This window comes from Arcanobacterium sp. S3PF19 (assembly GCF_000758825.1).
GTDB lineage: Bacteria > Actinomycetota > Actinomycetes > Actinomycetales > Actinomycetaceae > Arcanobacterium_A.
Map to the genome: position 1 here is coordinate 65216 of NZ_JRMX01000007.1, position 17449 is coordinate 82664.

A 17449-nucleotide genomic window follows, 5' to 3' on the forward strand; every position below is an offset into this window, starting at 1 on the left:
CGCCGGCGCCAATTTATAATTCCGTCCGTATTTCTTCGGTCAGCGTTTCGTAAATCACGGCGCGCAGCCTTTCCGGCGCGGGTGCGGCACAGGAGCGGCGCATAATCCTGCGCAGCGCAAATTCCGTCTCAAATACATCCCTGCAGGACGGGCACTGTGCGCCGTGGCGCAAAAAACGCCGCGCGCCGGACTCGGGCAGCACCCCTCCCAAAAGATCGCAGAGCAGCGCGGGCAGTTCTTCGCATATCCGCTCCCCGGGCGGATCCCCGGCCGGATTTCCCGCCGCCGCAGATCCGCACAGCATCCGAAACAGATCCTCCGCGTTTTCTCCTGTTTCACACATTCTTTTTCGCCTCCGCAAATCCCTGTTCCCCGGCATACACGCGTAAAATATCGCGCAGCTGACGGCGTCCCCTGTTCAGTCTCGACATCACCGTGCCTATCGGAAGATTCAGAATTTCGGCAATTTCCCGATAGGAAAACCCTTCCACGTCCGACAGATACACAACCGCCCGGCGCGCCGGCGTAAGACCGGCAAATGCCTGCCGGATCTCCCGGTGCGGAAGGTTCTCCAACGCCTGCACTTCCGCCGACTCCAGTCCGACTTCCGAATGCGCCGCAGCCCTGTATTCCTGCCTGTCGTCTATCTCCTCTATGTCCGCGGTACGCGGCCTGCGCTGCATTTTCCGATATTCGGAGATGAATGTGTTATGCAAAATCCGATACAGCCATGCCTTGATGTTCGTCCCCTCCCGATACAGACGGAAAGAACGGTAGGCATTGGCAAAAGTCTCCTGCGTCAGATCCTCGGCACGGTAGCGGTCGTGCGTCAGCTGCAGTGCCGCACTGTAAATCCTGTCCAGCAGAGGCAGCGCCTCCCGGGTGAACCGCTCCCGCAGCTGCTGCGAATCCGAAGTATTTTCTGTTTTTTCCGCTCCCGGATCCTGTGCGTTTTGCAAAGATCCGCCCGCGCCGCGCCCGGAAATGAGGGCAGCGGATTGCGTTTCCCCAAGCGGTTGCTGTCTGTCGGCCGTCATCGGTGAAGTTCCCTGTCGTAAAATTCTTTCTTTCCTCAATTGTATTGACTTTTCCCCGCGGATACACCTTCGGGCAATTTCCCGGTTAAAATAACAGTGTTTCGGGTATTGACGTCAGAGAGGGCAATCCATGAAAGTCTGTTTTCCGTTAAAGCTGTCCGCCGCGCTTCCTTTCGCGATTTGCGGACTCGACGCCCTGCTGGATCCGCAGCCGCACCGGGAACGGGCGGCACACCTGACTGCCCCTGCCGAAGCTCTGGGGCTGAAACCGCTCCGGGGAAAGGACACCGACAGGCTCACCCGTCTCACCGGGGCCCTGCTTATTGCAGGCAGTGCGGCACTTGTCCGCAATTCCGGCCCCGTACGCGCGGCGGGGTTCGCACTGGCGGCATTGCAGATCCCGCTGGCACTTGCCAATAATCCGTTTTGGACGTACGCCGATTCCGGGCAGCGGCGCCATTGCTTCGTCCGCTGTGTGAATCATCTCGGCCCCGCGGCGGCCGCACTGCTCGTGGGAAAAGCAGCCGCAAAATCAGTTAAAAAGTAACCATGACGCGGCGCGATATCGGAACAGACGACTGCCGGGTGAAAGTCCGCCCCGGCAGGGGTTCGCGTCCGCGCACGAAAATCCGCCCGGACTATTCAAAACTTCCCCGGGGCCGTGTATTTCGCATCGACCGGGGCAGGTACGGTGTCCGGATTTCGCAAAGCGCGGCGCAGGTAACGGCAGTCAAAGCACGCGAGCTGCGTCACGGCAGCGTGGCAATTGGAGATATCTGCGCCCTCAACGGAGATTTGAGCGGACGCAAAGACACCCTGGCACGGATTGTGAGCGTCGATCCGCGCAAAACCGTGCTCCGCAGAACTGCGGAAGAGGGAGAATCGGCGGGCAGCGAGCGGGTAATCGTGGCCAATGCCGACCTGCTGGCGATTGTAAGCGCGGCCGCGCGGCCCACTCCCAGATACGGCATGATAGACCGCTGTCTGGTCGCCGCCTACGATGCGGGAATGACTCCTGTTTTAATCCTTACAAAAACCGATCTGGCCGATCCGCAGCCCATACTGGACCGTTACCGGGATTTGGGCCTGCGCATTGTCTGTTCCGCACCGGAGAGGGAGGAAACGGAAAACGCGAATAAAACGGAATGTGGGGGCACGGCGGAAAGCGTGCCTGTGTCCGCCGGGTCACTGCGGGAAATCAAATCCCTGCTCAGAGGGCATATATCGGTTTTGGTCGGCCATTCCGGAGTGGGAAAATCCACTCTGATCAACGCTCTTGTGCCGGGCGCCGCGCGCGCAACCTCAGCCGTAAACAGCGTTACCGGGCGCGGACGCCACACATCCACCTCGGCGGTGGCATTTGAGCTGCCGGGCGGCGGCACGGTTATCGACACGCCCGGTGTGCGTACTTTTGGCCTGGCACACGTCGATGCGGCAGGGCTTCTGCGCGGTTTTCCGGATCTGGCGGAGCTCGCCGCGTCCTGTCCGCGCGGCTGCGGACACCGTCCGGAGGATCCCGGCTGTGCTTTTGACACCGTTTCCGAACCCGCAGCGCTTGGGCGGATCCGTTCTTTTCGCAGACTTCTCTGCGCCGCAGTCAGAACACAGTGGGGTTAGGACGGAAATTCTGCGCAGGGCAAAAGAGCGGAAATGAAAATTCTGTGGGGAAGACGGTTACGGTTTATCTATGAAAATAATTCACACTTCGGACTGGCATCTCGGACGCACCTTCCACGGCACGGACCTGTCTGCCGCCTATGCCGCATGGTGTGATTTTCTTGTCGGATACGTCCGTCGCGAGGAAATTGATGCCGTGCTGATCTGCGGTGACGTCTTTGACCGCGGAATCCCGCCCCTGCCCGCGGTCAGACTGCTTTCCGACACACTGTCAAAACTTTTGGAAACGACGCAGGTTGTCTGTATTTCGGGGAATCACGACGCTCCGGGGCGCCTCAGTTTCGGTTCTTCTTTTATGATTCCGCAGATGCACTTCCGCACCGATCCCGCGCAGTGCGCCGATCCCTGTGTTCTGCGGCGCAAAAACGGAGATATCGGCGCACTGGTGTACGGCATTCCCTATCTCGATCCCGATCTGGTCCGCCAAAATATTCAGCATGAAGCACAGGCGAACGCCCCGCAGTCCCGGCCGCTTCCGGCGCGTTCGCACGAGGCGGTGATGAAAGCCGCCCTGCAAAACATCCGGAGCGATATGACAGCCGGAAAATACGCGGATTTGGACGTCCCCCGGATTGTGATGGCACATACGTTCGTCACAGGCGGAGTCGGCAGCGATTCGGAAGCCGATATCACGGTTGGGGGCGTGAACTGCGTTCCGTCCTCTCTTTTCCGGTTAAAACGCGGCGGCAGACTCATCCCCGACTATATCGCCCTCGGGCATCTGCACGGCCCGCAGAGTGTGGGAATGGCGGGAGATCCCCCGATGCGCTACAGCGGCAGCCCGATTGCACTGTCTTTTTCCGAGGAAAATCAAAAAAAGAGCTTTGTCCGGCTCGACTTTCCACATTCTTCCCCCACCGGGGCAAACGCCGAAGAATTCCGCACACCGAAAATAAGTCTCGTCCCGGTTCCGCAGCTGCGCAGACTGACATCGATTCACGGAACGCTGGCGGAAATAACCGACGGCAGATATTCCTCCGCATCCGATGATTTTGTCCGCATCACCGTCACCGATCCCGTCAGACCGGAGAATCTCAGGCTGCAGCTGAAAAAGTATTTTCCGTATCTGAGCGAACTGAAATTTGCCGGCGCAGGCGCGGGGGAAAAAATGAACCGTGCCCGCAGCATAAAACAGACTCCGCTGGAAACTCTGACCGATTTCTTCACCATCGCCCGGGACCGCCCCCTGACCGGCGAGGAAACGGATCTTCTGCGCGAAACATGGGAAGAACTGCGCAAAGGAGGCACACAGTGATTTTCCGCCGTCTGACTTTTTCGGGGATTGGCCCTTTTCGGAAAACGGTTGCGTTAAATTTCGACGAGTTTAACGCAGACGGCATATTTCTTTTGGACGGCGCCACGGGAAGCGGGAAAAGCACAATTATCGACGCCATTGTGTTTGCCCTTTACGGGCGGACCGCCAATTCCGAAAATACCCCGGAACGGCTCCGCTCCACACATTCCTCGCCGACCGAAGCCTCATGGGTGGATTTGGTTTTCACTGTCGGCGCAGACACTTACCGCGTAAAACGCTCTCCCGCCTACGAACGGCCCAAACAACGCGGCACCGGAACGGTACGGGTGGCACCGCACGCCGCCCTATGGAAAATATCGGAAGCGGCGGCGGAAAAAGAGGCGTGGGACGCCGGGGAACCGCTGTGCACACAAAGCCGGGAAGTGGGAATTGAATTAAAACGCATAATCGGCCTGTCATTTTCCCAGTTTTCGCAAACGGTGATACTCCCGCAGGGAGAGTTCGAAAAATTCCTGAAACTCTCTTCCCCCGAGCGCCTTCCGCTGCTGGAAACACTCTTCGATTCCGGGCAATACAGCAGGTTTGCCGAAATGCTGAACGAAAAAGCCAAAGAACGCCGAAACGAAATCGCGCAGCTGCACGCGGAACTGAAATTCTGCGTGCAAACGGGAAACGGGCAGGATGCATTCTCCGCCGGCGAAAGCGAAATCCTGCAGGAGGAAGCGGAAAAAGCATTTGTCTGTGCCATTGCGCCCACCCCGGAATGCGATGCACGGCTGCTGGCACTGATCGCGGCGGCGGTGCGGCGGAAAAAAGAGGAATCCGCCCGTCTCACGGCCGCAAAAGACCTATATCTGGCAGCGGAAAAAGAAGCACGGGCCAAACTCACCGGGGCAAAGATACTTGCTTCCCGGCAGCTGCAGGCGAAAAAATACGCGGAGGAAAAAGAAGCCCTGGGCCGGCAGCGCGCCGCGATCGAATCAATTTCCGCAAAACTGGAGGCAGACAGCCGTGCCCGCCCGGTCAGCGAAAAAAATACCGCGGTCGGGCGGGAACTGGAAATGCTTGCGCAGGAAACGCACTCCGCCGCAGACCTGGCCGACGCTTTGTGTGCTTCGGGCGAAATATCCGCGCAAATCCCCGAGACACTGCGCAGCTGCATTCAAAACGAATCTTTTGACGCCGAGGCACTGGCCGAATTTTCGCAGGCACAGGAAACAGAATACGAATCCCTGACGGCTGCCGCCCGGGAGGAAAAAGGACGGATCGGAAGTTACCTGGAAGCGGAGGAAAACCTTTCCCGTCTGCGGGAAGAGGATTCCGCCGTTCAAAAAGAGCTTAAAATGCTGAATGCGGATCTGCAAAATATCCTGCGCGCCCACGCAGAACTTCCGCGGCAGGAAGAAGATCTGCGCATGCGCCTTAAAAATGCAGTCCGCCGCAGCGAAAAACTGCCCGAATTAAACCGCCTGACGGCACAGACCGAACACGCCGAAGAGCAGTGCCGCCTGCTGCGGGAAGCGCAGGCGGAGGCACTGCATCTGGCCGAGGGGGTAAAAGCGGCCAAAAAACGCTATCTTGACGCACAGGAGCACTGCGAAAAACTGCTTGCCTCATGGGTGGGGGGATTTACTTCATCCCTGGCGGAAAAATTAAAACCCGGCGAACCGTGCGCGGTATGCGGAAGTACCGTGCATCCCGCCCCCGCCCCAAAGCGTGGGGAACAGACGGACCGCGCCGCCGTGGAAGAAGCCCGGCAGGAAACGGATAAATACTTCGCTCTTTACGGCGGGAAACGCGAACAGCTGACACAGCTTGCCGGACGAATGGAAGAACTGAAAAAAAATCTCGCCGACCCGGATCCCGAGCGCCTGCGGGCCCTGAAAGAAAAATACAGTGCGGAAAAAGCGGAAGCGGAAAAGGAACGGGAAAAAATCCCCTCTCTGGAAAGCGCGCTTTCGGATTTGGAACAGGCCGCGCAGGATCTGACGCACCGGCGTCTGCAAACCGAGACGCAAATCGGCGCACACACCGCCGCACATAATCTGTTAACAAGACAGATCGGGGAACTGACGGAAAAATTGGACGAAATCCGCATGGACGGCAAAACGGTGCGCGAAACGCTTTCCGCCGCAGAGAAAAAAATTTCCCGCCTGCAGGCTGTGTGCACCGGGTTCAGACAAATTAGGCAGCGGTGCAAAAACGTAAACGACGCGCGCCAAGCCGCCCGCGAAGCATTGCTTGAATCGCCGTTCAAAGACTTTGCGCAGGTAAATGCGGCGCTCCTGCCGCAGGGAAAACGGCAGGAATATGCCGGGGAAACGGAAAAATACTACCGCGCGGCGGCGGCAAACGAAAAAGCGCTTGCCGCGCCCGAAATAAAAGAGGCACTCGCCGCACCGCCCGCAAAAGTAGCCGAACTTGAGGAAGAATACGCAAAAACGGAAAAAGAATCTGTTTCCGCAGCGCAAAAAGCCGTCAAATCGGAATACGAAGCCCAAAAAGCCGAAAGTCTCGCCGAAAAAATATCCCGGCTTTCAAAGCGGTGGCACCGGGAAACAGAAGACGCGGGCACACTGCTGCAATTGGCGGCAATCGCAAACGCCGATCCGGGCACAAATATCGACACCCCGCTCGGAATGTGGGTTCTGTTCCGGCAGTTTGAGCAGGTAGTCGAACGGGCAAACGAATATCTGCAGGAGATTTCAAACGAACGCTACGAACTGCGGCGCACGCAAGAGGAAGGCAGAACGCGCAAAAAAGGCCTGGGACTGGAAATAATCGATCACGAGGGATCCGCACACGGGCAAATCCGCCGCTCCGTTTCCTCCCTGTCGGGCGGCGAAACGTTCTACACCTCGCTTTCGCTGGCTTTGGCTCTGGCCGAAACGGTGCAGGAACAAAACGGCGGCAGACGGATAGACACCCTGCTCATCGATGAAGGATTCGGCACACTCTCCGACGAAGTGCGCGAAGCGGTAATGAAAACTTTGCACACTCTGCGCGCACACGGCAGGGTAATCGGTATCATTTCCCATGTTTCGGAGCTGAAACAGCTTATTCCAAACAGAATTTCACTGGAGAAAAAAGCCGACGGAAGCTCTGCTCTGCGCTCTTAGGCAGGCGGATTAAGTTCTTCGCGCAGAAGAGCACGCTCCGATATGTCGTACCACAGAAGCTCAATTTCCCCGGTGAGCAGAAAAGCATTTTCGTCCCCGTTCAGTGCCCTGCGCACCAAAGATTCATTCCCGGGCTCGTCAACCAGCAGCGACTCCACGCAATTCCACGGCAGTTCTTCGCGCAGCAGCAGCACGGAAGGTACATTCGAACCGGCGGGGGCGGGCAGTGCCAAAATTTTTCCCGGCACTTCGGCTACCGCCACAGTTCTGCGCAGCACACGGTCGGCAGCCGAAAGCCGGCGCAGGGAATCATCCGCGGCAGACATAGTCGCCGCGTATTCAAGACCTTCCTCATCCGCCCGGGGAAATACCCTGCGCAGCTCATGTGTCACCCCATGCACCGAACGCGGGGAAAGCGCTTCCCGGGAAAAATCCGAAACGCAAAGCGGAATATAAATACGCATATCCCCATTATATGAAAAACAGCCCTTTCGGAGTGTGAGACACAGAAATACGGGAGTGAAAAAATTACACCCGTGAATTTTTCCTGCTCGGTCCGATACACCGAAAATTACAGAAACGTAACCGTGCATACACAGTGAAACGAAAAGAAAAGCGACTTTTATTCTAAAAACTACCCAAAAACAAGTTATCTGCGATGAGGATAAAAATGAATCAAAAGTTGGAAACCCGTACTTACCCGCAGTGCGCAGTATCCGCATCCGACGCTCTGACCTGGCGCGGGAATCAGGATCTGTCACGTTTTTCAAATCTTTTGCAAAATCCCCGGATTTCCGCGCCGCAGGCGGAACGCCCCTTCCCGTTTCGGATAGGAAAAGACGGTATCCGTCCGCCCAAAACGGCGTCTTTTCCTCCGGCCGGCTGGGCACCGCCTCAGCAGGAAAGCGAATTTGACCGCACAAAACTGTATGTAAACACCCATACTTTCGTGCAGAGCCGCAAAACACAGACCCACGCACAGTCCGCGGACTGCCCGCTGCCCCGCGATTTTCCCGACCCGGAGCGGGAGGCAAAAATACTCACTCTCCACGTAGTCGATGTTCTGAACGGGCAAAGACCTCTCCGCCAGCTGCGCACATGGCTCACGCCCGCTATTTACCAGGCACTTGCACGCCGCGCCGAACTGGGGCAAAAGTTATGCGGCGGACCGGCCAAATGCGGCGCCCCGCGCATCCGTGCGATCAGGGTATTTCGCCCCCGGCCGCGGATCGCGGAAGCCTGCGCAGTCGTGTTCGACGGACGCAAAACCCGGGCAGCGGCACTGCGTCTCGCGGCACAGCACCGCCATTGGCATATTCATGCGCTGGAAATAATTTAACGAATCCGTTCAGCGGCGTTTGTGGGCGGCCTTTTTCGCTGCCCGACGCTGCTCCCGGTTCATTGCCGGTTCGGCGTTCCCTCCGGTCTCTTCCTGCGCGGAGAACGAGGGCCCCTGCTCCGAGGAGGAATAGCTCAGCTTTCTCTCCGGCGCCTCTTTCACGCCCAGCATCTTCTTTGCCAGCTCCTCACCCGTACGGCTGCGGCCGGCGGTCTCCAGGGACGAGCGCATCCGGTTCTGCTCATCGAGCAGAGCTTCTTCCCGCGCCTGCGCCGCCGCTTCCTCTTCCAGACGTGACTGCTGCTCGCTGGGCAGCTCAAAGTTGTACAGGAACTGCACCGTTTCGCTGCGGATTGCGTCATTCATCGACTGGAACATCTCGTAACCCTCCTGCTTGTATTCCACAAGCGGATTACGCTGTGCCATTGCGCGCAGACCGATACCCTCTTTCAGATAATCCATCTCATAGAGGTGTTCTCTCCATTTGCGGTCCAGCACGTTAAGCAGAATCTGCCGTTCCACCTGACGCATCAGATCTTCGCCGAGTTCCTCGCTGCGCTCTTCGTAGATATTGTGCGCGTCGCTGAGAAATTCGGTTTCAATCTCCGAGCGCGAAAGATTGCGCCGGCTGCCGTGCTCCTGCAAAAATTCCTCAACCGTGAAAGACGGCTTGTAGTATGTGCGGATTGCCTGCCACAGCGCATCGAGATCCCAGTCTTCCGGCGCGCCGGAAGTCTCGGAAGTCACAACGTCATCGACCACAAAATCAATAAACGACTGAATCTGCCGATCCAGATTTTCCCCGTCCAAAATCCTTCTGCGTTCCTCATATACCGCCGTACGCTGTTCGTTCATCACGTCATCGTACTTCAGCACGTTCTTTCTGATATCCGCGTTGCGCGCCTCAATCGCGCCCTGTGCCCTGCGGATTGCCCGCGAGAGAATCTTGAAATCCAAGGCTTCGTCCTCCGGGCCGTTCCTGAACGGAGCGGTTGCCCGGCTGTTGGCAAACAGCCGCATTAAATCGTCTTCCAGCGAAAGATAGAAGCGCGACTCCCCGGGATCCCCCTGACGCCCGCTGCGCCCGCGCAGCTGGTTGTCGATTCGGCGCGATTCGTGGCGTTCCGAGCCCAGCACATACAGCCCGCCCAAAGCAACAACTTCGTCGTGCTCCGCTTTTACCGTCGCTTTCGCCTGCTCAAGCACCTCGGGCCATTTTTCCTCATACTCTTTCGCATTTTCCTCGGCATTCAGCCCCAGCTTCTCCATCATCGCCAGTGCGATATGCTCGGCATTTCCGCCAAGCATAATATCCGTACCGCGCCCGGCCATGTTGGTTGCCACCGTCACCGCGCCTTTGCGTCCGGCCATCGCTACCACCGCGCCTTCGCGCGCATGCTGCTTCGCGTTCAGCACCTCATGCGGCACACGGGCTTTACGCAGCATTGCGGAAAGTTTCTCGGAATTTTCCACCGACGCCGTGCCCACCAGCACAGGCTGCCCGGTTTCGTAGCGTTCCTTGATGTCGGCCACAATCGCCCTGAATTTTCCCGCCTGCGTGGGATAAACCAAATCGGTTTTGTCTTCGCGGATCATCGGTTTGTTTGTGGGGATCGGAACCACACCCAGCTTATAGGTGGAGGCAAATTCCTCGGCTTCCGTTTCCGCAGTACCGGTCATTCCGGAGAGCTTATCATACATTCTGAAATAGTTTTGCAGCGTGATCGTTGCCAGAGTCTGATTCTCCGCTTTGATCTCCACGCCTTCCTTGGCTTCGATCGCCTGATGCATACCCTCGTTGTAGCGTCTGCCCGGAAGAACACGCCCGGTGTGCTCATCTACGATAAGTACTTCCCCGCCGTCCACAATATAATCCTTATCCTTTGTGAACAGCTCTTTCGCTTTAATCGCATTGTTCAGATAGCCGATCAGCGGCGTATTTACCGACTCATAAAGATTTTCGATTCCCAGCAGATCCTCTATTTTATCGATACCGGGCTCCAAAATTCCGACCGTGCGTTTCTTTTCGTCCACCTCATAGTCTATCCCCCGGTGCAGATTCTGCACCGCCCGGGCAAAAGCAACATACCATTTGTCGGCATCCCCGTCGGCAGGACCGGAAATAATCAGCGGCGTGCGCGCCTCATCGATCAGAATCGAATCCACCTCGTCTACGATCGCAAAGAAATAATCCCTCTGCACCAGCCCGGAAACATCGGTTGCCATGTTGTCGCGCAGGAAATCGAATCCAAATTCGTTGTTGGTGCCGTAGGTAATATCCGCGGCATACTCCGCACGCCGCTGTTCCGGCGTCAGCTCGGTGGTGATGCATCCGGTTGTCATCCCGAGGAAACGGTAAATTCTGCCCATCAGCTCCGACTGGTAGGACGCAAGGTAATCATTGACCGTTACCACGTGCACACCGCGTCCGGGAATGGCATTCAGATACGCCGCCAGCGTTGCCACAAGGGTTTTTCCCTCGCCTGTCTTCATTTCCGCGATATTTCCCAAATGCAGGGCCGCACCGCCCATAATCTGCACATCGTAATGGCGCTGCCCCAAAGTACGCACAGACGCTTCGCGCACGGCCGCAAAGGCTTCCGGCAGGAGATCGTCCAACGTTTCCCCGTCAAGGTAGCGTTTGCGGAATTCATCGGTCAAAGAGCGCAGCTCCTCATCGGTCATCTCTTGGAAATCGGGTTCCAGCGCATTCACCCGCTCCGTCAGTGCCTGCAAACGCTTTAAGGTTTTCCCTTCTCCCGCCCGCAAAATTTTATTTATCAGCCCGCGCACGCTTTTCTCCCGTCGTTAAACGATCAAATCTTTATATTGACTAGAATCTATACTAACGCCAATTGCGGAAAATCACTTATTTCTACGCCATGCGATGAACCATTGCCCCGGCAAACGCGGAAAAAGCCTGTTTCACTTCGGAATCGGGCAGTATTTCCAGCTGTTCCAGGGCCTGCGCGGACCATTTTTCCGCCAGCGAACGGGTTTCGTCTACCACACTGTGTGCACGCAGCAGATCCATTGCGCGTTCCAGATTGTGATCCTCGCGCAGCCGGCCGCCGTCGAGCAGACGCAGAATTTCTTTTCCCTCACCGTCCAAAGACCCGTCCGCAGCCTGCCTGCGCAGCAGCAGCGTAGGCATCGTGGATACGTTTTCCAGCAGATCCGTGCCCGGTGTTTTCCCGGTCAGCTGCGGATCCGAGACAAGATCAATCACATCGTCGGCAAGCTGAAAAGCAACACCGATCTTTTCCCCGTACATTGCCACAGCCCGGGCAATCTCCTCCGAAGCCCCGCCGGCCAAAGCACCGTGACGGGCGGAAACGGCAATCAGCGATCCCGTTTTGTCGGCCAACACCTGAAGATAGTGGTCGATGGGGTCACAGCCGGGCACCGGACCCGCCGTTTCGTTCAGCTGCCCCACACAGAGACGCTCAAAGGCCTGCGCATGAAGGAGAACGGCCTGCGGGCCTGCCTGAGCCACCAAAGCCGAAGCCCGGGCAAACAGCACATCTCCGGCCATAATCGCCGCCGAATTCCCAAAAAGACGCTGCGCGGTAGGCACGCCGCGGCGCAGCGGAGCTTCATCCATCACATCGTCATGATAAAGCGAAGCCAGATGGGTAAGCTCTACCGTCAGCGCAACGTCATACACGCGTTCCGATTCCGGCCGGGGGCCCAATTCCGCAGCCAGCAGACACAGCAGCGGACGCAGACGCTTTCCGCCGGCCAATGCCAGATATGAAGTCGCTTTGTCAACAAAAGCACTGCTTGAACGGACAACCTGCCGCAGTCTGCTCTCGACTTCGGCCATGCGGCGGTCAATACGGTCGCCGAGACCGGAGTCGTTGGGCAGCAGAGAAACCGGAGAATTCACGCGAACGAGCCTCGAATCATCTCAAGAATGGGATCTGGGAACACCCCCAACAATACAGTAAGTGCGGCCGCAACAGTAATTGCGATAACGCTCAGACCCTCAGATTTTACCACAGCCGTATGCCCGTCGGGTTCGGTGAGGAACATCAGCTGCAGCAGACGGAAATAGAAGAATGCCGTTGCCGCGGAAGCACAGACCGCAATCACCGTCAGCACCGTGTTTCCCGCAGCCACGCCGGCGCGAAACACCTCAAATTTTCCGATGAAACCCGCCGTAAGCGGAATTCCGGCAAAAGACAGCAGGAAAACAGCCATTGCGCCCGCAAGAAGCGGACTGCGGCGGCCAAGGCCCGCCCATGCGGAAAGCCGGGTGGCTTCCGCGCCGATGTTTCCTTCCGCGTCTTTCTCGCGCACCAGGGTGACGATGCCGAACGCACCTACGGAAGAAATTCCGTAGGCGAGCAGATAAAAGATCACCGAAGAAAGTGCCGCCACAACCGTCTGCGGCGAGGCGGACAGATTGACCGAAGCCACGGCAATCAGAATAAATCCCGCATGCGCGATCGCCGAATATGCGAGCAGACGCTTTATATCGCTTTGAATCAGACCGATCACCGTTCCCAGCACAACCGTGGCAACAATTACAATCCGCAGAAAAACGGAAGTCTGCCCGTGGACCGGTCCCCCGAGATAAATCGCCACCCGCAGCAGGGCAACAAAGGCAGCGGCTTTTGTGCCCGCCGCCATAAAACCGCTGATCGGCGTGGGTGCTCCCTGGTAAACATCGGGCGTCCAGGCATGGAAGGGAACCGCGCCCACCTTAAACAGCAGACCGATCATCACCATCGAAACACCAAGCACCAGCATGGGCGCAATTGCGGGATTATTTTGCACGCGGAACAGGATATCGTTGTATCCCAATGCTCCCGTGCTCCCATACACCAACGCCGCACCCATCAGGAAAACGGCAGAGGAGAATGCGCCCAGCAAAAAATACTTTACTGCCGCTTCCTGCGAAAGCAGACGGCGGCGGCGGGCAGTGGCAGACAGAACATACAGCGGCAGCGAAAGTACTTCCAGCGCAATAAACAGCGACAGCAGGGAAAAAGCGGAAGTGAAAGCCATCATTCCGCCCGTGGCAAAGAGAGCAAGGGGGAAAATCTCGCTCTGGGAGCGCGCGGCGGCAACCGATTCGCGTTCCTCTCCCGATCCCGGAGGCGCGGCCGCGGAGGCGGCAAATGCCCCGTCGCCGACTTCCGTACGGTCGGCGATAATGAGGAACGCCAGCAGGGCCGCAACCAGAATCACACCCTGGCCCAGAAGCGAAAGGTGGTCTTCCACAAAGGCAATGCCCGTAATGTTCTGTCCTTCGCGCACGGCGGAGACCGGCGTGGCACGGATACCCTTATCCGTGTAGGCGTCCGTCCAGCGCCACACCACCGCGATCAGCCCCGCGGCCAAAACAAGCAGCGAAAAAACGACCTGGAAACCGCGGCGGACCGAACGCGGCAAAAACGCTTCCAGCAGAGTGGAGAGCACACCGCCGCCCAGCACGGTCAGCAACGGCGTAAGCGTGCTCCAAAAAATTACCGTATTGTTCACTTTCCGCTCCCTTCATCCGCCACGGCCTGCGCCGGCGCGGACCCTTCCGCCGCAGGGACGGCGCCGGCCTGCCCGCTTTCCGTCAGCTGCGCCGTTTCCTCAGCCACAGGGTTTACGCAGTCAAGTACCGCCGCCGGGAAGAATCCGAGGCACAGCATTGCCGCAATTAAAATTCCCATTACAGTTTTTTCGCGTTTGTTCAGATCGTGCACCATTATCTGCGGACGGGGCCCGGTAAATACCCGCTGATACGGCAGAAGCATATACAGCGCCGCGAGCACAACACCGATTACCGCAGCCACCGCCGCCCACGGAAAGACCCGGAAAGTACCGACCAAAACCAGATATTCGGGCACAAATCCGGACAGACCGGGCAGCGCAATGGCCGCCAGACCCACCGTGAAAAAGCAGCCCGCGAGTACGGGCGTAACCCGCTGCCATCCGCCGTAACGGGAAATGAGCGTCGTTTTTCCGCGCAGACGCAGAAAATCGACAATCAGGAACATCCCTGCGGTACATACGCCGTGCGCAACCATATACAGAATCGCTCCGGAAACAGCCATTGGCGAGCCGGAAAAAATTGCCATTATCATGAATCCGAAATGGGACACGGAAGTATAGGCCACCAGACGCAGCAAATCATCCGAGCCGATTGCCATCAGGGCCCCCCAGAGCACAGAAATAACGGCCAGCACCGTCACGGGAACGGCTGCCGCCCGTACAGCCTGCGGGAAAAGGGGCACGCAAATCGAGATCATCCCGTATGTGCCCAGCTTGTCGAGCACGCCCACGAGCAAAACGGAAGTGCCGGCAGGTGCTTTTTCCGCAGTGTCGGGAAGCCAGGTGTGCAGCGGCCACATCGGGGCCTTAATCGCAAAGGCAATAAAGAACGCGAAGAAAATCCACATCTGCGCCGAACCGCCCGGGACCGCGCCCGCACTCAGCGTATCCAGCAGATACGCGTCTTTCCCGCCGGGGCCGAACACGTACAGCGCGATCACGCCCAGAAGCATGATCAGCCCGCCGAACAGGGAATACAGCAGAAATTTCATTGCCGCGCGTTTCGCTCCGGGCATTCCGTAACGGCCGATGAGGAAATACATCGGCACAACCATTGCCTCAAACAGAATATAAAACACAAACACGTCACGGGCCGCGAAGAGAGCAATTATAATTGCCTCCAAAACCAGAATCCAGGCAAAATATCCCCGTTCACGGGCGATATCAAAAGAATTCCACGAAGCGGCGATCACCGTCGGAACCAGAAAAACGGCGAGAGCGGTCATCACCGCGCCCATACCGTTAATCCCCCAGGCAAAGGAAACTCCCAGTGCGTCAATCCAGCGGTAATGCTCTGCGAGCTGCACCTGCGAAGCGTGGGCGGGAGAGAAATATGCCCACAAAACTCCGATATACAGCACGAAAACAAATACCGACAGACCGAAGGCGAAAATTTTCGCGTAACGTGCCAGGCCGGATACCAGCCCCAGCAGCACGCCTCCCGCCAGCGGAAGCAGAATAATGACCGTCAGCCAGGGAAAAGCAGTTACATTTTGCATTTTCTCATTCCTTCCGTGCTAGAGCACCGACACCAGTGCCGCACCCAGGGCAACCACAACGCCGATAACGATATAGCCCGCGTAGCTGCGCGCGTATCCGTTCTGCAGTGCCCCCAAAACTTTTCCGAGTCCGGACAGAAGTTTCCCGCTGCCCTCCACGGTCCCGTCAATTACATGCCCGTCCGCTGCCGTTACTGTTTTCACCAAAGTCTGCCCGGGAGACATGAAAATCGACTCATTCAGCAGATCCTGATACAGATCCCGACGTGCCGCCCTGGTCAGCATACTTCCCACGGGGGAGGCGGAGGGCGTGGGAGAAAGCAGATACATTCTCCACGCCACTGCCACGCCGCAGACAACCACGGCGAGCGTAAGCACCGTAATTACGGCAGGGGGAAGCACGGGTTCGCCGTGCGCGGGCGATCCGATCACCGGCGCAAGCCAGTCAAGGAATCCGACAAAATTCAAAACCGCGCCCAGAACCAGTGATCCGACTGCCAAAACAGCCATCGGCACCCACATCAGGGGCGAAGGATCATGGGGATGCATTGCCCCCGCGCCCTCTTTTTTCCACCGCGGAGCACCGAAGAAAATCATAAACACCAGCCTGGACATGTAGAACGCCGTCAGACCCGCAACGGCCACGGTGACCGGGCCGAAAATCCAGGGGCCGGCGCCCGCTCCCGTAAAGGCCGCCTCAATAATTTTGTCTTTTGAAAAATAGCCGGAGAGGAACGGAAATCCGATAATCGCCAGATAACCGGCCATGAAAGTGTAGAAAGTAAGGGGCATCTTTCCGCGCAGCGCACCGAATTTACGCATATTTACCCCGTCGTCCATCGCATGCATTACCGCACCTGCTCCGAGGAACATATTCGCCTTGAAGAAACCGTGCGTAACAAGGTGGAAGATGGCAAATCCGGCGCCGAGGGGCCCCAGACCGGCGGCAAGCATCATATATCCGATCTGCGACATCGTCGAAGCGGCCAGCACCTTTTTCATATCGTCCTTCGCGGCACCGATTACCGCACCGACCGTGAGCGTGATCAGGCCCACGACCGTCACCGCCGCCGCGGCATGGGGAGAGGCGGCATACACCGCACCCGAGCGAACCATCAGATAAACGCCCGCCGTAACCATCGTGGCCGCGTGAATCAGGGCAGACACCGGAGTCGGGCCGGCCATCGCGTCGCCCAGCCATGCCTGCAGCGGAAACTGCGCGGACTTGCCGCAGGCGGCAAGCAGAAGAAAAATGCCGATGAATGTGGCCGTCGCCGGGCTCATCGCCGGCGCCCCGGCAGATACGTCCGTAAACTTCACCGATCCGACGGAAGCGACCATTGCCATCATCGCAATCAGCATTCCCAAATCACCGACACGGTTCATCACAAATGCTTTCTTGCCCGCCACCGCATATTCGGGCACAAAATTCCAAAACGAAATCAGAAGATACGAAGCCAGTCCGACGCCTTCCCATCCGACAAAGAGAACAAGATAGGAGTTGCCGAGCACAAGAAGCAGCATCGAAGCGACGAAGAAATTCAGGTAGGCAAAGAAACGGCGGCGATCCGTATCGTGTGCCATGTAGGCGACGGCATAAATATGGATCAGTGTTCCCACGAACGTCACAAGCAGCACGAAAGTAACCGAAAGAGGATCCGTGCGGGTGCCCAGATCAACAGTCAGCCCGGGAACCGCCACCCATCTGTACAGTAAGGACTCCGCCACCCGCTGCCCGGGATCCATTCCCAGAAGCTGCACGGCGGCCGCAAGACCGATACAGAACGAAGCGAAGGAAGCGGCGGTTGCGGGCAGGTGGCCCCATTTGTCTGCCCGACGGCCGAGCAGAAGCAGCAATGCGCAGCTGCACAGCGGAATCGCCGCGGCAAGCCAGATAAAACCCGCCGCGCCCGCGGCCTCGCCCACGGAAACCGGCTGCGCAGTCCACAGCGGAAGAAGTCCGTTCATCGGAT

The 17449-nt window shown here is 57.8% G+C and carries 13 protein-coding genes; 5 read left to right on the forward strand and 8 right to left on the reverse strand.

Annotation, left to right across the window (positions count from 1 at the left end):
* Positions 1-13: 13 nt before the first annotated feature.
* Both HMPREF1631_RS01765 and HMPREF1631_RS01770 read right to left on the reverse strand, forming a co-directional pair.
* Positions 14-343 (reverse strand): anti-sigma factor, encoded by a 330-nt coding sequence (locus HMPREF1631_RS01765; RefSeq protein WP_034231675.1) that lies wholly within the window; start codon positions 341-343, stop codon positions 14-16.
* The gene (locus HMPREF1631_RS01770) at positions 336-1037 is read right to left on the reverse strand and encodes a sigma-70 family RNA polymerase sigma factor (protein WP_034231678.1); all 702 of its coding nucleotides are present in this window, start codon (positions 1035-1037) and stop codon (positions 336-338) included. The genes HMPREF1631_RS01765 and HMPREF1631_RS01770 overlap by 8 nt, the downstream gene beginning before the upstream one ends.
* Before the next feature lie 130 nt (positions 1038-1167).
* On the opposite strand from HMPREF1631_RS01770, the gene HMPREF1631_RS01775 reads away from it, so the two are divergent.
* The 4 genes from HMPREF1631_RS01775 to HMPREF1631_RS01790 all read left to right on the forward strand — a co-directional run bounded on the left by HMPREF1631_RS01775 (position 1168) and on the right by HMPREF1631_RS01790 (position 7088).
* Positions 1168-1584 (forward strand): hypothetical protein, encoded by a 417-nt coding sequence (locus HMPREF1631_RS01775; protein ID WP_052046944.1) that lies wholly within the window; start codon positions 1168-1170, stop codon positions 1582-1584.
* A gap of 2 nt (positions 1585-1586) precedes the next feature.
* Positions 1587-2654, forward strand: a complete 1068-nt coding sequence (rsgA, locus tag HMPREF1631_RS01780) for a ribosome small subunit-dependent GTPase A (RefSeq protein WP_034231681.1) — start codon at positions 1587-1589, stop codon at positions 2652-2654.
* A 70-nt stretch (positions 2655-2724) separates the two neighbouring features.
* Positions 2725-3969, forward strand: a complete 1245-nt coding sequence (locus HMPREF1631_RS01785) for an exonuclease SbcCD subunit D (protein WP_034231692.1) — start codon at positions 2725-2727, stop codon at positions 3967-3969.
* Complete coding sequence (locus tag HMPREF1631_RS01790) at positions 3966-7088, forward strand: AAA family ATPase (protein ID WP_034231695.1); 3123 nt, start codon at positions 3966-3968, stop codon at positions 7086-7088. Before HMPREF1631_RS01785 ends, HMPREF1631_RS01790 begins: the two co-directional genes overlap by 4 nt.
* Here HMPREF1631_RS01790 and HMPREF1631_RS06735 read toward each other — a convergent pair.
* Positions 7085-7552, reverse strand: coding sequence for a hypothetical protein (locus HMPREF1631_RS06735; RefSeq protein ID WP_052046945.1), 468 nt, complete (start codon positions 7550-7552; stop codon positions 7085-7087). The genes HMPREF1631_RS01790 and HMPREF1631_RS06735 overlap by 4 nt on opposite strands.
* Before the next feature lie 206 nt (positions 7553-7758).
* Between HMPREF1631_RS06735 and HMPREF1631_RS01800 the strand changes: the two genes are divergently transcribed.
* On the forward strand, positions 7759-8427 hold the full coding sequence (locus HMPREF1631_RS01800; protein ID WP_034231698.1) for an Rv3235 family protein: 669 nt from the start codon (positions 7759-7761) through the stop codon (positions 8425-8427).
* 9 nt (positions 8428-8436) lie between these two features.
* Here HMPREF1631_RS01800 and secA read toward each other — a convergent pair whose 3' ends face one another.
* The 5 genes from secA to nuoL form a co-directional block, all read right to left on the reverse strand.
* Positions 8437-11220, reverse strand: coding sequence for a preprotein translocase subunit SecA (gene secA, locus HMPREF1631_RS01805; protein WP_034231701.1), 2784 nt, complete (start codon positions 11218-11220; stop codon positions 8437-8439).
* Positions 11221-11302: 82 nt separating this feature from the next.
* Positions 11303-12253 carry a polyprenyl synthetase family protein gene (locus HMPREF1631_RS01810; protein ID WP_084707318.1) on the reverse strand — a complete coding sequence of 317 codons (951 nt, stop codon included), beginning with the start codon at positions 12251-12253 and terminating at the stop codon, positions 11303-11305.
* A gap of 59 nt (positions 12254-12312) precedes the next feature.
* Positions 12313-13917 (reverse strand): NADH-quinone oxidoreductase subunit NuoN, encoded by a 1605-nt coding sequence (nuoN, locus tag HMPREF1631_RS01815; protein ID WP_034231707.1) that lies wholly within the window; start codon positions 13915-13917, stop codon positions 12313-12315.
* Complete coding sequence (locus tag HMPREF1631_RS01820) at positions 13914-15476, reverse strand: NuoM family protein (RefSeq protein WP_052046946.1); 1563 nt, start codon at positions 15474-15476, stop codon at positions 13914-13916. The genes nuoN and HMPREF1631_RS01820 overlap by 4 nt, the downstream gene beginning before the upstream one ends.
* Positions 15477-15494: 18 nt before the next feature.
* Positions 15495-17444 carry an NADH-quinone oxidoreductase subunit L gene (gene nuoL, locus HMPREF1631_RS01825; protein ID WP_052046947.1) on the reverse strand — a complete coding sequence of 650 codons (1950 nt, stop codon included), beginning with the start codon at positions 17442-17444 and terminating at the stop codon, positions 15495-15497.
* Positions 17445-17449: the final 5 nt, after the last annotated feature.

Bases quoted from the DNA above. Each gene is read 5' to 3' on its own strand.
- HMPREF1631_RS01765 (WP_034231675.1), bottom strand. From the start codon at position 343: ATGTGTGAAACAGGAGAAAACGCGGAGGATCTGTTTCGGATGCTGTGC.
- HMPREF1631_RS01770 (WP_034231678.1), bottom strand. From the start codon at position 1,037: ATGACGGCCGACAGACAGCAACCGCTTGGGGAAACGCAATCCGCTGCC.
- HMPREF1631_RS01775 (WP_052046944.1), top strand. From the start codon at position 1,168: ATGAAAGTCTGTTTTCCGTTAAAGCTGTCCGCCGCGCTTCCTTTCGCG.
- rsgA (WP_034231681.1), top strand. From the start codon at position 1,587: ATGACGCGGCGCGATATCGGAACAGACGACTGCCGGGTGAAAGTCCGC.
- HMPREF1631_RS01785 (WP_034231692.1), top strand. From the start codon at position 2,725: ATGAAAATAATTCACACTTCGGACTGGCATCTCGGACGCACCTTCCAC.
- HMPREF1631_RS06735 (WP_052046945.1), bottom strand. From the start codon at position 7,552: ATGCGTATTTATATTCCGCTTTGCGTTTCGGATTTTTCCCGGGAAGCG.
- HMPREF1631_RS01800 (WP_034231698.1), top strand. From the start codon at position 7,759: ATGAATCAAAAGTTGGAAACCCGTACTTACCCGCAGTGCGCAGTATCC.
- HMPREF1631_RS01810 (WP_084707318.1), bottom strand. From the start codon at position 12,253: ATGGCCGAAGTCGAGAGCAGACTGCGGCAGGTTGTCCGTTCAAGCAGT.
- HMPREF1631_RS01820 (WP_052046946.1), bottom strand. From the start codon at position 15,476: ATGCAAAATGTAACTGCTTTTCCCTGGCTGACGGTCATTATTCTGCTT.
- nuoL (WP_052046947.1), bottom strand. From the start codon at position 17,444: ATGAACGGACTTCTTCCGCTGTGGACTGCGCAGCCGGTTTCCGTGGGC.